The following is a 12,431-nucleotide window of genomic DNA, read 5'->3' on the forward strand; positions in this document are numbered from 1 at the left end:
TTACTGCCGCCGTTCCAGCGCACTGCGGACCCAGGCCGCGGCGCCTTCAAGGCTCTGGAACTCTTCCACCGCGCGTACCTCACAGCACGGATAGGCCGGCGCGACCATGCGCGCCAATGCGTTGCCCGGGCCCAGCTGCAGGAACACCCGCGCGCCACGCTCGAAGGCCTGGCGCATCACCTGCGCCCATTCGATGGTCTGCGCCAGCTGCGCCGACAGCGTGTGGACCGCCGTTGTGCGATCCCGCACCGGTCGCGCGTCGATGCCGGCCAGCAGGGGCAGGCGTGGTGCCTGCATCTGCGCTGCTTCGAGCACGGCGGCAAACGATGCCACTGCGCCGGCCAGCAGTGGCGTGTGCGCGGGCACATGGACCGGCAACGGACGGATTTCGGCGCCGAAGGCCTGTGCGTCTGCCGCCAACGCGAGTAGCGACGGCCGTGCACCCCCCAGGATGAAGTGGTCATCACCATTGGCAATCGCGATGAACGCGCCGTGCGCATCGCACAGGCGCTGTGTGGCAATGCGGCCCAGCCCCAGGACTGCCTGCAGCCCGGCACCATCCGGACTGGCGGCATCCATCAGCCGCGCGCGCTGCGCGGCCAGGGCAAGGCAGGTCGTGGTGTCGAAGCTGCCGGCGATGGCATGTGCGGCCAACTCCCCGATGCTGTAGCCCGCGATCACTGTCGGCGTCGGCAACGCCTCGCGCAGGCCCTGCCAGTGCGCCAGGCTGGCCGCGCACAGCAGCGGCTGCGCCTGCGCATTGTCAAAGCGGTCGGCGGCCGCCGCGGCGGCGAATGCATCGCGGCCCAGCAGTTCGTCCGTGGCATCGAGCACCGGCCGCGCAGCAGCAACGTCGCGCACGCGATCGAACATCGCCGCATGTTGCGCGCCCTGTCCAGGGCAGAGCAGGGCAAGGCTCATGTGCCCTCCTGCTGCAGCAGGAACAGGCTGCAGGCAAGCAGGTCGGCGCTGCCACCGGGGCTGAGGTGGCGTGCAACGAAGGCGTCGGCGATGACGTGCAGGCGCCGCCGCCAATCGTGTGCGAAGGCACCACCTTCGGCCAGGAAACGACGGGCCTGCTGCTGCGCCCAGCGCAGGCCTTCAGCACCACCGCGATGCAGCAGGTTGAGGTCGTCGGTGTGTGCGACCAGCTGCATCAGCGTGTGGCACATCGCGGCCTCGCGCGCCAGCCCATTGGCCAGTGCATCGCGCAGGACCGGCAGCGCCACCTCGCGCAACAGCGGGTAGCCGGCGGCGGCCTGTTCGCGCACGCCTGGCACCTTGTGCAGGGCGCGCGCACGTTGGCCCGGGCTGCCTGCATCCAGCGGTGCCCGTGCGAAGTCCGCAGCCCAGCGACGGACCTCCAGGCAGACCTGCTCACCGGTGCCCGCATGGCCCAAGCGGGAGCGGCAGGCCGTGGCGGCCGCCACCAAAAGGCCGAGACTGAAGACCGCGCCACGATGGGTGTTGATGCCGCCGGTCGCGCGCAGCATCGCGGCTTCGGCGGCAATGCCACACCGGCGCATCGCCTCGAAGTCCGCCCCGGCTGCACCGAGGCGGGCCACGGCGGTGAAATAGTGGCGCAGTGCGAACAGGCTGCGCAGGAACGTACGCGCATCCATGTCGTGATGGCTGCCGCGGTCGAACGGCGTGACCAGTCCCGGTTTCGGTGCCAGGGCCAGTTCTGCATGCAGGCTGGCAACGGCGAGGCGCCCCAGGCGCGCGCAGTCCACGGCGGCGGCCGGCCGGGCAGTCGGCTGCGCGACGGCGTTCATGCGCTCACCCCGGCGGGGGCGAATACGGACTCTCGCAGTTCCAGCGCGGCGCCGGCCGGGCGCTTGACCAGTACCTCGCGACTGCGTCCCGCGTATTCCCGCCAGTTCACGGCGGCGCCGTCGGCCAGGCACAGTTCGCCATCGACCCGTCGGCCGTATCGCGTTTCCCATGCCTGCAGCCTTGCGGCCAGGGCATCGGCCTGCGCGGTGGTGTCGATCCGCCACAGCAGATCGATGTCCGAGCGCGCGTGCACATAGTGCAGTCCAGTGAGGTGCTGCCAGGCGAACGCTCCGAATACGCGCGCTGCGGCGATGTGCTGCAGTGCCTGCAGGGGCCGCTGCCAGTCCTGCACCAGGTCGCCTTCCAGCACCGCCTGAAGCGCCGGTGGTGGCGCAGTGCGCAGCACATCGTGTGCCGGCACGCGCAGGGCCAGGCGCAGTTTGCCCTCGGCGGGCGGCAGCGGTACGCCCAGACGCAGGCGGGGATCGGCATCGTCGGCGGCACGCCGGGCGACGATGGCCGGCAGGCCCTGCGCAAACCAGGCGGCCAAGCGCGGTTCATGCGCGGCGATGTCTGCCTGCCAGCCGGCGTACGCTGACAGCCAGACCAGCGTATGGCGGGGCAGCCGCTCAGGCATCGCCCTGGCTCACGGCTGCGGCCACGCGTGCGGCCAGCATGCGACCGCCGCGCTGAGCGCCGCGTGCGGCACGCAGGTCGCCTTCGACCGGCGCGCGCAGGGCCCGCAGCAGGTGCTGGGCAAGGTCGCCTTCCCACACCGATTCCACCACGCCCATCGCCACGTAGTTGGCCACGCCCGGTGCGAACACCGGCGAGCTCTGGCTGAGCGCCTGCAGCTTCTCCAGCGGTTGCTTGGTCACCCGTGCCATCGCGCGCAGGTCCATCACCCGCACCTGCGCATCGGGCAGGGCGTGAATGTGGTCGGCCATCAGGCCGAAGGACAGGAAGCCACCGCTGACCGATTCGCCGTAGACCAGCGTGACGAGGCGCGCGCCACGCCGGCGTGCCAGGTCGAGCGTCTGCGCCAGATGTGCAAAGTAGCCATTGATGCCCAGCAGCTCATCGCGCCGCGCCAGGCGCTGGCCGGCGGTATCGGCCAGCATCACGATCGGCCGCTGCGGGTGCGCGGCGGTGCTGGCCAGCACGGTTTCGGCCAGGATGAGCGCATGGTCGACGCCGACCTCGATGCGGTCGGTGGTGCCGATCACGGTCACCTCGCCATCGTCGGTGGCTGCGCTGCCGGTCAGTACCGAATCGTCCACCGCAATGGCGTGCCCACGAGGGAACAGCGCATCGAACAGGGTCTGCAGCGGTGCACTCATGGCAGGCTCCGGCCAGCGGTGGCGGCGAGGAAGGCATCGGTGTCCAGCACTGGCAGCCGCTCGGGTTCGGCGATGCCCTGGCGGGCCCATATCTCCAGACCGTCGCGGCAATCGCCCCAGGCCTGCACGCGTGCCTTCAACGCGGCGTGGCGGGCCTGCAGGGCGCCCAGCGCCGTGTCGGTATCGCTGCTGCTGGTGTCGGGCTGCAGCGCATTGGCTGCGGCCTGCGCGAACGCTGCGATGGTGTCGGGCACCAGCACCTGCGCCTGGTCGATCAGGTACCGGTGCTTGCCACCGGTCACGCGCCAGACCAGCGCGCGATCGCGTGAGTCGAACTCTTCCACGCCGCGTACGGTCTCGATCACTTCCGGGCCGGACAGCGACAGGCGCCCCTCTTCGGACATGATGACCGTGGTGCAGCAGCGGGCGACAATGCCCATGCCGCCGAAGGCGCCGTTGCCGCTGCCGATCAGCGCGATCACCGGCACGCCGGCAGCGCGTGCACCCAGGGTGGCGCGCATGATTTCGGAAATGGCGATCAGCCCGGCATTGGCTTCGTGCAGGCGCACGCCGCCGGTATCCAGCAGCAGCAGCACGCCGTCAGGCCGGGTGTCGGCGGCGCGGCGCAGCAGCCCGGTCAGCTTGGCGCCGTGCACCTCGCCCACGCCGCCGCCCATGAATGCACCCTGCTGTGCGGCCAGCAGCACGCGCTTGCCCCGCAGCGTGGCTTCGCCGACCACGATGCCGTCGTCGAACGCCGCGGGCTGGTCGAGTTGGGCCAGGTGCGGGCTCGTCATCCGCCGCGCCGGGCCGAGGAACTCGCGGAACGAACCCGCGTCGACCAGCCCGGCAATGCGTTCGCGTGCATCGGCTTCGTAATAGCTGTGGCGTTGTACGTGGCTCATGGCTTGCCTCCGGCCAGCAGGGTTTCCACGGCCTGGTCCAGGCGCAGGCTGACCACCGCCGGGGTGGCACCGGCGTCATTGATCGACACGCGCACGTCGCGCAGCGGATGGCGTTGCGCGAAGTCGGTGATCACCGCCTGCCAGATGCTGCCGAAGCCCGGCGCAGCGGTGATGATGCGCACGGTCATCGCACCCTCCTGTGCCACAGGCTCCAGCAGGATCTCCAGGTTGCCCGAAGCCAGCACGCCCACCAGCACCGCATCGTGCGGGAACTGCACGCGGGTGCGGCCGTCGAATCGATAGTCGAGGGTTTCCATGCTCAGCCCCTTACCAGTTGCGGAAGCGCTTGGGCGGGTCGTACAGGCCGCCGGACCAGCGCACCAGGTCCTTCACCGACCGCGCCGCCAGCAGGTCACGGCTGGCATCGCGCACCGAGATACCGAGGTCGTCGGGACGACGGATCACGCCGCGGTCGCGCAGGTTCTCCACCATCGCGCGGTCGCGGCCCATGCCCACTGCGGTGTAGCCGGCCACGCCCCGGATCGCCTGTTCGCGTTCTTCCGGGGTGCGGCACAGCAGCAGGTTGGCGATGCCTTCCTCGGTCAGCACATGGCTGACGTCGTCGCCATAGATCATCACGGGCGGCAGCGGCATCTGCGCGCGCTCGGCCAGTTCCCAGGCATCGAGCCGTTCGACGAAGGCCGGTGCCATGTGCTCGCGGAAGGTCTCCACCATCTGCACCACCAGCTTGCGCCCGCGCGGCATCTCGCCCGGGCGCGCGGCCTGCTGGCCGGCCTTGATCCAGGCGTCGCTGGCATGGCGGCGACCACGTGCATCCGAGCCCATGTTCGGCGCGCCGCCAAACCCGGCGATGCGGTCGCGGGTGGCGGTGGAGCTGTTGCCCTGCAGGTCGACCTGCAACGTCGAGCCGATGAACATGTCACAGGCATACAGGCCGGCGGTCTGCGAGAACGCGCGGTTGGAGCGCATCGAGCCATCGGCACCGGTGAAGAACACATCGCTGCGTGCGGCGATGTACTTCTCCATGCCCAGTTCGGAACCAAAGGAATGCACCGACTTCACGAAGCCCGATTCGATTGCCGGAATCAGCGCCGGATGTGGATTGAGCGCCCAGTGCTGGCAGATCTTTCCCTTCAGCCCGAGTGATTCGGCGTAGGTGGGCAGCAGCAGTTCGATGGCGGCCGTGTCGAAGCCGATGCCATGGTTGAGGCGGTTGACGCCGTACTCGGCGTAGATGCCTTTGATCGCCATCATTGCCATCAACACCTGGATCTCGGAGATCTGCGCCGGGTCGCGGGTGAACAGCGGTTCGATGTGGTTGGGACGCGGCGCCTGCACCACGAAGTTGACCCAGTCGGCGGGGATATCGACGCGAGGGAGGGTGTCGACGATCTCGTTGACCTGGGCAATGACGATGCCGCCACCAAACGCCGTGGCCTCGACGATCACCGGGGTGTCTTCGGTATTCGGCCCGGTGTACAGGTTGCCGTGGCGATCCGCGGCCTGTGCTGCGACCAGCGCTACGCGCGGGGTCAGGTCGATGAAGTAGCGGCCGAACAGCTCCAGGTAGGTGTGGATGGCGCCGATCTGGATGCGCCCCTCGGCCACCAGGTTGGCCAGCCGCACGGACTGCGGGCCGGAGAACGAGAAGTCCAGTTTCGAGGCGATGCCACGCTCGAATACATCCAGGTGCGAGGGCAGGGACAGCACCGACTGCACCATGTGCAGGTCATGGACCCGCGCCGGGTCGAGGTCGGCCAGCGCCTGGGCGAGGAAATCGGCCTGCTTCTGGTTGTTGCCCTCCAGGCAGACCTTGTCGCCGGGCTCCAGCAGCGCATGCAGCAGGTCGCCGATGTCGCTGGCGGCAACGCTGCGTCCCCGGGCCCACGGCGCGGCCCGTTCCAGGCGCGTCTGGCGACTGCGTTCCAACGTATCCCAGCTCGGGTTCATCGACCGGCTTCCGATGGGTGGTGAAATAATTACGCCATAATTATGGAGGTGCGCGCAACCTGCAGTGCAGCAAAAGGAAGGGCCCGCGCGAGGCGGGCCCATTCAGGGATCCGGGTAGTGCCGGCCGCTGGCCGGCTCCACGCGATGCGGGAGGACGGGGAGCCGGCCAGCGCCCGGCACGGCCCTTTCCAGTCGCTCAGAACTTCCAGCGCAGGCTGGCCGACACGAAGCGCGGCTCGCCGTAGTTGTTGTAGTCCAGGTTGGCCCAGTAGGTCTTGTCCAGCGCGTTGCGCACGCTCAGCGTCGCGGTCCAGTTGTCGCTGATGCGGTAGTTGGCGTTGAACTGCACCAGGGTGTACGCCGGCTGGTTCACCGTCACCGTGCCGCCGAGCGGGTAGGCGATGTTGTAGCCCTGCACTCTGCTCTGCCACTGCAGGCCACCGCCGACGCTCAGGCGCTCGAGCGCGCCGCGCAGCTGCAGCTGGGTGTTGAGCTGCAGCAGGTCCTTGGGCGGATTGGCGTACAGCAGGTCGGTGGCCGCGCGGGTCACCTTGACGTGGGTGTAGCCGGCATTGACCGTCCAGCCCGGCAGGATCTCGCCGTTGACGTCCATCTCCCAGCCGCGCGCCTTGGTGCCGTTGACGCCGATGTAGGCCGAGCTGCCGTCGCTCAGCGTGCCTTCCGGCACCCCCATGTCACGCACCGCGTAGTTGTCCTGCTTGGCTTCGAACACCGCCGCATTGGCGGTCAGGCGGCCCTCGAACCACTGCGTCTTGATGCCCGCTTCCAGGTTCGAACCCTGCACCGGCGCCAGCAGGTTCTCGTTGCGGTCCTTGTAGTTCTGCGGATTGAAGATCTCAGTGTAGCTGGCATAGGCCGACACGTTCGGGGTGATCTCATAGACCAGGCCCACGTACGGGGTGACCTCATCGCTCACCTTGTAGGCACCACTGGTGCCGGTGTAGGCGCCCGCCGCGTTGTAGGACCGGCTGAGGGTTTCCCATCGGCTCAGGCGCGCACCGGCAATCAGCGACAGCGGATCGGCCAGGTGCAGGCGGGTGGCCAGATAGACGCCGCTCTGCGTGGTCTTGGCCACGCGGCGTGCGCCGGTACGGGTGTAGGTCACCTCGGAGATGTCGCCGTTCCAGCTGTGCACGTTGGGAATGTAGTAGCAGCGTTCGCTGCCGCAGCGGGCCCAGTCGGTCGGGAAGTTCAGCGCCACGGTGTTCGTGGTGCCTTCCAGGTCCGACCATTGCGCGCCGACCGTGAGGTCGTGGTCGCGGCCGAACAGCGGGAAGCTGCCGGTCAGATAGGCATCGACATTGCGGCGGGTGTCCTTGGAATCACCGGCGGCCGCGCGCAGGTAGATGCCCGCGCCGGTCACCGGGTCCGGGTTGCCGGTGCCGTACAGGCGCACGTTCTGCACGTTGCCGCGGGTGTAGGCGGTGTTGACCTTCAACAGCCAGTTGTCGCCGAAGCGCTGTTCCAGGTTGGCGAAGGCGGTGTTGCTCTCGCGCTTCCAGTAGCTCCACTTCGGCGACAGGTTGGTCGAGCGCGGCAGGTGCGCGAAGTTGCCCTGGTTGTCGAAGAACGGCACCGTGCCCCAGGTCGAGCCGGTCGGGTTGTTGTCCTGGGTCTGGTAGCCAAGGGTGACCGTGGTGCTGTCGGTGACATCGCCTTCCAGCACCGCCATGCCGGCCATCTTGTTCTCGTCGTAGCGGTCGTAGTACAGCCCGCGATCGGTATAGGCGGCGACCACGCGGCTGCGGAAGCGGCCGTCATCGGTCAGTGGTGCGGTCACGTCGGCTTCCATGCGGCGGTAGTCCCAACTGCCGGCACTGACCGAGAACGATGCGTCGAATTCCTTGCCGGGGCGCTTGCGCAGCAGGTTGACCGTGGCCGACGGCACGCCGGCGCCGCTGAGCAGGCCGTTGGCACCGCGGATCACTTCGATGCGGTCGTAGAAGGCGGTGTCGTATTCCTGGTTGGTCGAGCCGCTGTAGGTGGGAATGCCGTCGACCTGGAAGTCGGTGATGGCAAAGCCGCGTGCGTAGTACAGCGGGCGCTGGGTGTCATAGAAGGACACGCTGACGCCGGTCACGTTGCGCATCACGTCGTTGATGCTGAACAGCGATTCGTCCTGCAGGCGCTGCAGGCTGATCGCGGTGGCCGACTGCGGGGTTTCCTGCAGGGTGATCGGCAGGCGCGTGGTGCTGGCCGGCGGAGCGGACTGCTCGGCACGCACGCTGACCCGGTCCAGGGTCTTGGCGTCGGCCGTGCCGTCGGCGGCGGCGAACGCGCTGGGCGTGGCCAGCAGGGCCATCGACGCAAGCAAAGCGGCCGGCAGCAGCGCACGGCGGGGCAGGCGGTTACGGAAGGTCAGGGACATGATGGGCTCGAAGCGTTGAGTCGGGGAAGGGCGGCAACAGTCGTCCAGCACCCGGGGCGGCGGCTTCGGGCACGGTCAGGTTCATCCGGGAGACGCGCGGTTACCGCGCAGGATGCAAATGTAAATAATTCCCAACAACATTACAATTCGCTTCATTGCGGGGCGCTGCCACGCTCAGCGCCGCTGGCAGGGTCGGACTCCGTTGCGGAAGGCACTGGGCTCCGGACCGTCGCCGCACAAACGCAAACGGCCACCCGAAGGTGGCCGCCTGCCTGCATCACGGGGAACGCGCCGGCTTACAGCGCCTGCAGTTCCTCGTTGGCGTTGCGCTTTTCCTTGGCTGGCGCCGGGGCCACTGGCGGTGCCGCGGCGGCCGGGCTGGGCGATGCGGCGTTCGCATCCACCGGCACCTCCAGGTACGGCAGGTGCAGGGTCTGGCTGGTCAGGGTACGGATCTCGTTCACCAGCGCGGCGCTGTCGTTGAGCTTGCGCCCGTACGACGGCACGATCTCGCGCAGGCGGGTTCCCCAGCCGGCCTTCATCTGCTCCGGGAAGGCCTTGGCCATCAGGTCCAGCATGATCGGCGGCGAGGTCGACGCACCCGGCGAGGCACCGAGCAGGGCCGCAAGGGTGTGGTCCTTGTCGGTCACGATCTCGGTACCGAACTGCAGCACCGGGCCCTTCAGCGGATCACGCTTGATGATCTGCACGCGCTGGCCGGCGGTGACCAGCTTCCAGTCGCCCGGCTTGGCATTGGGGAAGTACTTGACCAGCTCGGCCTGGCGGTCGGCATCGTTCAACCGCGCCTGGCCCATCAGGTACTGCACCAGGTCCAGGTTGTCCTTGCCCACTTCCAGCATCGGGCCGACGTTGTTGTGGTTCACCGACGAGTACAGGTCCCACCACGAGCCATGCTTGAGGAACTTGGTGCTGTACAGCGCGAAGGGCCCGAACAGGACCACCGGCTTGCCGTCCAGCTTGCGTGCATCCAGGTGCGGCACCGACATCGGCGGTGAACCGGTCTCGGCCATGCCGTAGGCCTTCACGCCATGGCGCGAGGTCACGTCCTGGCCCTGGAAGGCGAGGAACTGGCCACCGACCGGGAAGCCGGCGTAGTCCTTCGACTCCGGAATGCCGGACATCTGCAGCAGCTTCAGCGCGGCGCCGCCGGCACCGATGAACACGAAGCGGGCGTGGGTGGTGGACTCGGTGCCGGCCTTGAGGTCCTTCACCGTCACGTTCCAGCTCTTGTCGGCGTTCTGCCGCAGCGCGGTCACTTCATGGTTCAGGTGCAGGCTGAAGTTCGGGCTGCGCTGCAGGCCGCTGGTCAGCTGGCGGGTGATCACACCGAAGTTGACGTCGGTGCCCAGCGGCATCCAGGTTGCGGCAACCTTCTGCTTCGGATCGCGGCCTTCCATCAGCAGCGGGGCCCATTGCCTGATCTGCGCCGGATCCTCGGAGTACTGCATGCCGTAGAACAGCGGGTTCTTCACCAGCGCCTGCTGGCGCTTGTGCAGGTAGGCGATGTTGTCATCACCCCAGACGAAGCTCATGTGCGGGGTCGGGTTGATGAAGTCGCTGGGCTGGCTCAGCCGCCCCTGCTTGACCTGGTGCGACCAGAACTGGCGCGAGACCTCGAACGATTCGGCGATGCCGACCGCGCGCTTGGTCTCGATGCTGCCGTCGGGCAGTTCCGGGGTGTAGTTCAGTTCGGCGAACGCCGAGTGGCCGGTGCCGGCGTTGTTCCAGCCATCGGAGCTTTCACCGGCGACGCCGTCGAGGCGTTCGTAGACCTGGATGTTCCAGTCCGGCTGCAGTTCCTGCAGGTAGGTGGCCAGGGTGATGCTCATGATGCCGGCGCCGACCAGCACAACATCGACGGGCTTGTCGTTGCTGGCGGCGGGCACCGAGCGCTGGGTCAGCGGCCAGTACAGGAACAGCGCGGCGGCCAGCAACAGCAGCACGAGCAGGGCGAGAAGAGCCTTGCCAAATTTCTTCATGGGGGCGGGATCGTTGGCGGAGGGGAAGGGGTCAGGATGCGCGTGGGGCAGGGAAAGGGCGTGAAGAAACAACGCCTTGCAGCATCCAGCGGTGATTCTAACCGGCACCGGTCTGTTTTTGATGCAACGCAGCATCCGACCTTTCGCGGCCCCGTCGCAGGCAGCGTCGGGCAAGGCCAGGCAGCGCCCGAGTCAGACCCGTTCGATGATCGGCCGATCAGTATCCGCATCACCCATGGACCCGGTGTGGAAAAAGGGGACGGAGGGGATTAAGTCGCATTTGCCTTGGATGTCGTATCGGCCTAAAGCGACTTAATCCCCTCCGTCCCCTTTTTGCGCTGTGCGTCAGCGCTTGCGCCGGATCAGCGCCGAGGAGGCATCCAGCACGGCGCGGGTCAGCAGCGCCATGGTCTGTACGTCGCCCTTCCAGTGCTGCCAGTACAGCGGCACGTCTTCCCACGCGCGCTGGCGTACGTAGACCAGTCGCCCGGCGTCCAGGTGCCGCTTGACCAGCGGCAATGGATTCATCGTCCACCCCATGCCGCCCAGGTTGGCCTGCACGAAGGCGCGCGTGGACGGAATCCACCACGTCGGTGCGGTGCTGGGCAGGTCGTCGCCGGCCATGCGCCGGGCGAAGCGCGACTGCATTTCGTCCTTGCGGTTGAACACCAGTACCGGCGCCTGTGCCAGCGCCTGCGCGGTCACGCCCTTGGCGAAGTGGCGTTCGCGGAATTCGGGGGTGCAGGTCGCTGCATAGCGGATGCTGCCCAGCGCATGGATCTGGCAGCCCTGCACCGGCTCGTCCAGCGTGGTCACCGCGCCCAGCACCGTGCCCTGGCGCAGCAGCTCCACCGTGTGGTCCTGGTCTTCCACACGCAGGTCCAGGGTGGTGCCGGTGGTCTGCGCGAACTGGTAGGCGGCCTGCGGAAACCAGGTTTCCAGGCTGTCGTGGTTCACCGCCACCGGGATGCTGGCCTGGGGCAGGTCCTCATCGGCCAGGCCCATGCGGTGCAGCGCATCGTGTTCCAGCAGGGCGGTCTGCTCGGCCAGCTGCACCAGCAACTGGCCCTCGGCGGTGGCGGTGGCCGGGGTGCCACGCTTGACCAGCAGGCGGCCGATCCGGTCCTCCAGCGCCTTGACCCGCTGCGAGATGGCCGAAGGCGTGACATTCAGCGACTGCGCGGCGCGGTCGAAGCTGCCTTCGCGGATCACCGCGGCCAGGGCGCGCAGCTGGGCATGATCGATGCGCATCGAATTAAGCTCCGCTAATGTTGGTTTAGGAAGTTTAGCTCGTCTTTTTCATGTTGCGGCGCGACAATGGCGCCCGTTCCGGTGCTGTCCGCCTTCGCGAGGCACCGTCCCCCCAAGCAATACAAGGCAGTGAATCCCATGTTCTCGGTCATCTCCGCCAGCACCGGCCTCGGTGCCTGGTTCTCTGGTGCAGCTACCGGCATCGGCCTGTTCGCCGTGGTCGGCGCCCAGAGCGCCTTCATTCTGCGCCAGGGCATCCTGCGCAAGCACATCGTGCCGGTGGTCGCCACCTGCGCGGCCATCGATGCCATCTTCATCTTCGCCAGCGTGGCCGGCCTGCGCACGCTCACCTCGGCGCTGCCGTGGCTGACCAGCGCCGTGCTGTGGACCGGCGTGGCCTTCCTGGCCTGGTATGCGATGAAGTCGGCACGCCGTGCGATCGCCGGTGGCGGTGGCATGGGCGACGCCGACAGCGACGACGGCAGCCGCCGTGCGGTGCTGATCGCCGCGGTCGGCTTCTCGCTGATCAATCCGCACTTCTGGCTGGACATGATGGTGATCGGCTCCATCGCCGAGAACTTCGGCAACGCCCGCATGGCCTTCGCCGCCGGCGTGGTCACCGCCAGCTGCCTGTGGCTGACCGCGCAGGGCCTCGGCGCGCGCCTGCTGGCGCCGCTGTTCACCAAGCCCAGCACCTGGCGCGTGCTCGACGGCACCATCGCGGTGATCCTCAGCATCCTGGCCCTCATGTTGGCGGTGCGCGGGGTCCACTGACCCGGCGCACGCCCCCCGAACCCAC

The 12,431-nt window shown here is 68.1% G+C and carries 11 protein-coding genes; 1 reads left to right on the top strand and 10 read right to left on the bottom strand.

Translation table 11 applies throughout. The features are described 5' to 3' along the window. The 10 genes from mdcH to AC5P9C_RS03785 all read right to left on the bottom strand — a co-directional run bounded on the left by mdcH (nucleotide 1) and on the right by AC5P9C_RS03785 (nucleotide 11,632). Nucleotides 1-921: a malonate decarboxylase subunit epsilon gene (gene mdcH / locus AC5P9C_RS03740; protein ID WP_414615319.1), complete on the bottom strand. Its 921-nt coding sequence runs from the start codon at nucleotides 919-921 to the stop codon at nucleotides 1-3. Further along, nucleotides 918-1,775: a triphosphoribosyl-dephospho-CoA synthase MdcB gene (mdcB, locus tag AC5P9C_RS03745; protein ID WP_414615318.1), complete on the bottom strand. Its 858-nt coding sequence runs from the start codon at nucleotides 1,773-1,775 to the stop codon at nucleotides 918-920. The genes mdcH and mdcB overlap by 4 nt, the downstream gene beginning before the upstream one ends. Continuing rightward, complete coding sequence (mdcG, locus tag AC5P9C_RS03750) at nucleotides 1,772-2,413, bottom strand: malonate decarboxylase holo-[acyl-carrier-protein] synthase (RefSeq protein ID WP_343542667.1); 642 nt, start codon at nucleotides 2,411-2,413, stop codon at nucleotides 1,772-1,774. The genes mdcB and mdcG overlap by 4 nt, the downstream gene beginning before the upstream one ends. After that, nucleotides 2,406-3,116, bottom strand: a complete 711-nt coding sequence (gene mdcE, locus AC5P9C_RS03755; protein WP_343542668.1) for a biotin-independent malonate decarboxylase subunit gamma — start codon at nucleotides 3,114-3,116, stop codon at nucleotides 2,406-2,408. Before mdcE ends, mdcG begins: the two co-directional genes overlap by 8 nt. Then, entirely contained in the window at nucleotides 3,113-4,021 is a 909-nt protein-coding gene (locus AC5P9C_RS03760) for a biotin-independent malonate decarboxylase subunit beta (protein WP_414615317.1), read from the bottom strand. Before AC5P9C_RS03760 ends, mdcE begins: the two co-directional genes overlap by 4 nt. Further along, nucleotides 4,018-4,338: a malonate decarboxylase acyl carrier protein gene (mdcC, locus tag AC5P9C_RS03765; RefSeq protein ID WP_343542670.1), complete on the bottom strand. Its 321-nt coding sequence runs from the start codon at nucleotides 4,336-4,338 to the stop codon at nucleotides 4,018-4,020. The genes AC5P9C_RS03760 and mdcC overlap by 4 nt, the downstream gene beginning before the upstream one ends. 10 nt (nucleotides 4,339-4,348) lie before the next feature. Beyond that, the gene (mdcA, locus tag AC5P9C_RS03770; RefSeq protein ID WP_074726540.1) at nucleotides 4,349-5,992 is read right to left on the bottom strand and encodes a malonate decarboxylase subunit alpha; all 1,644 of its coding nucleotides are present in this window, start codon (nucleotides 5,990-5,992) and stop codon (nucleotides 4,349-4,351) included. A gap of 196 nt (nucleotides 5,993-6,188) precedes the next feature. Next, nucleotides 6,189-8,381 (bottom strand): TonB-dependent siderophore receptor, encoded by a 2,193-nt coding sequence (locus AC5P9C_RS03775; RefSeq protein WP_343542674.1) that lies wholly within the window; start codon nucleotides 8,379-8,381, stop codon nucleotides 6,189-6,191. A 296-nt stretch (nucleotides 8,382-8,677) separates the two neighbouring features. After that, nucleotides 8,678-10,381, bottom strand: a complete 1,704-nt coding sequence (gene mqo, locus AC5P9C_RS03780; RefSeq protein ID WP_414615316.1) for a malate dehydrogenase (quinone) — start codon at nucleotides 10,379-10,381, stop codon at nucleotides 8,678-8,680. Between the two features lie 345 nt (nucleotides 10,382-10,726). Beyond that, nucleotides 10,727-11,632, bottom strand: coding sequence for a LysR family transcriptional regulator ArgP (locus AC5P9C_RS03785; protein ID WP_049416399.1), 906 nt, complete (start codon nucleotides 11,630-11,632; stop codon nucleotides 10,727-10,729). A 138-nt stretch (nucleotides 11,633-11,770) separates the two neighbouring features. Between AC5P9C_RS03785 and AC5P9C_RS03790 the strand changes: the two genes are divergently transcribed. Beyond that, entirely contained in the window at nucleotides 11,771-12,406 is a 636-nt protein-coding gene (locus AC5P9C_RS03790) for a LysE/ArgO family amino acid transporter (protein WP_049465197.1), read from the top strand. The last annotated feature ends 25 nt before the right edge of the window (nucleotides 12,407-12,431 follow it).

This window comes from Stenotrophomonas sp. YJH_SMC_10 (assembly GCF_059371555.1).

Excerpts from the sequence above, each read along its gene's own strand:
- mdcA (WP_074726540.1), bottom strand. The coding sequence starts at position 5,992 with ATGAACCCGAGCTGGGATACGTTGGAACGCAGTCGCCAGACGCGCCTG.
- mdcC (WP_343542670.1), bottom strand. The coding sequence starts at position 4,338 with ATGGAAACCCTCGACTATCGATTCGACGGCCGCACCCGCGTGCAGTTC.
- mqo (WP_414615316.1), bottom strand. The coding sequence starts at position 10,381 with ATGAAGAAATTTGGCAAGGCTCTTCTCGCCCTGCTCGTGCTGCTGTTG.
- AC5P9C_RS03760 (WP_414615317.1), bottom strand. The coding sequence starts at position 4,021 with ATGAGCCACGTACAACGCCACAGCTATTACGAAGCCGATGCACGCGAA.
- mdcE (WP_343542668.1), bottom strand. The coding sequence starts at position 3,116 with ATGAGTGCACCGCTGCAGACCCTGTTCGATGCGCTGTTCCCTCGTGGG.
- mdcB (WP_414615318.1), bottom strand. The coding sequence starts at position 1,775 with ATGAACGCCGTCGCGCAGCCGACTGCCCGGCCGGCCGCCGCCGTGGAC.
- mdcG (WP_343542667.1), bottom strand. The coding sequence starts at position 2,413 with ATGCCTGAGCGGCTGCCCCGCCATACGCTGGTCTGGCTGTCAGCGTAC.
- AC5P9C_RS03790 (WP_049465197.1), top strand. The coding sequence starts at position 11,771 with ATGTTCTCGGTCATCTCCGCCAGCACCGGCCTCGGTGCCTGGTTCTCT.
- AC5P9C_RS03785 (WP_049416399.1), bottom strand. The coding sequence starts at position 11,632 with ATGCGCATCGATCATGCCCAGCTGCGCGCCCTGGCCGCGGTGATCCGC.
- AC5P9C_RS03775 (WP_343542674.1), bottom strand. The coding sequence starts at position 8,381 with ATGTCCCTGACCTTCCGTAACCGCCTGCCCCGCCGTGCGCTGCTGCCG.
- mdcH (WP_414615319.1), bottom strand. The coding sequence starts at position 921 with ATGAGCCTTGCCCTGCTCTGCCCTGGACAGGGCGCGCAACATGCGGCG.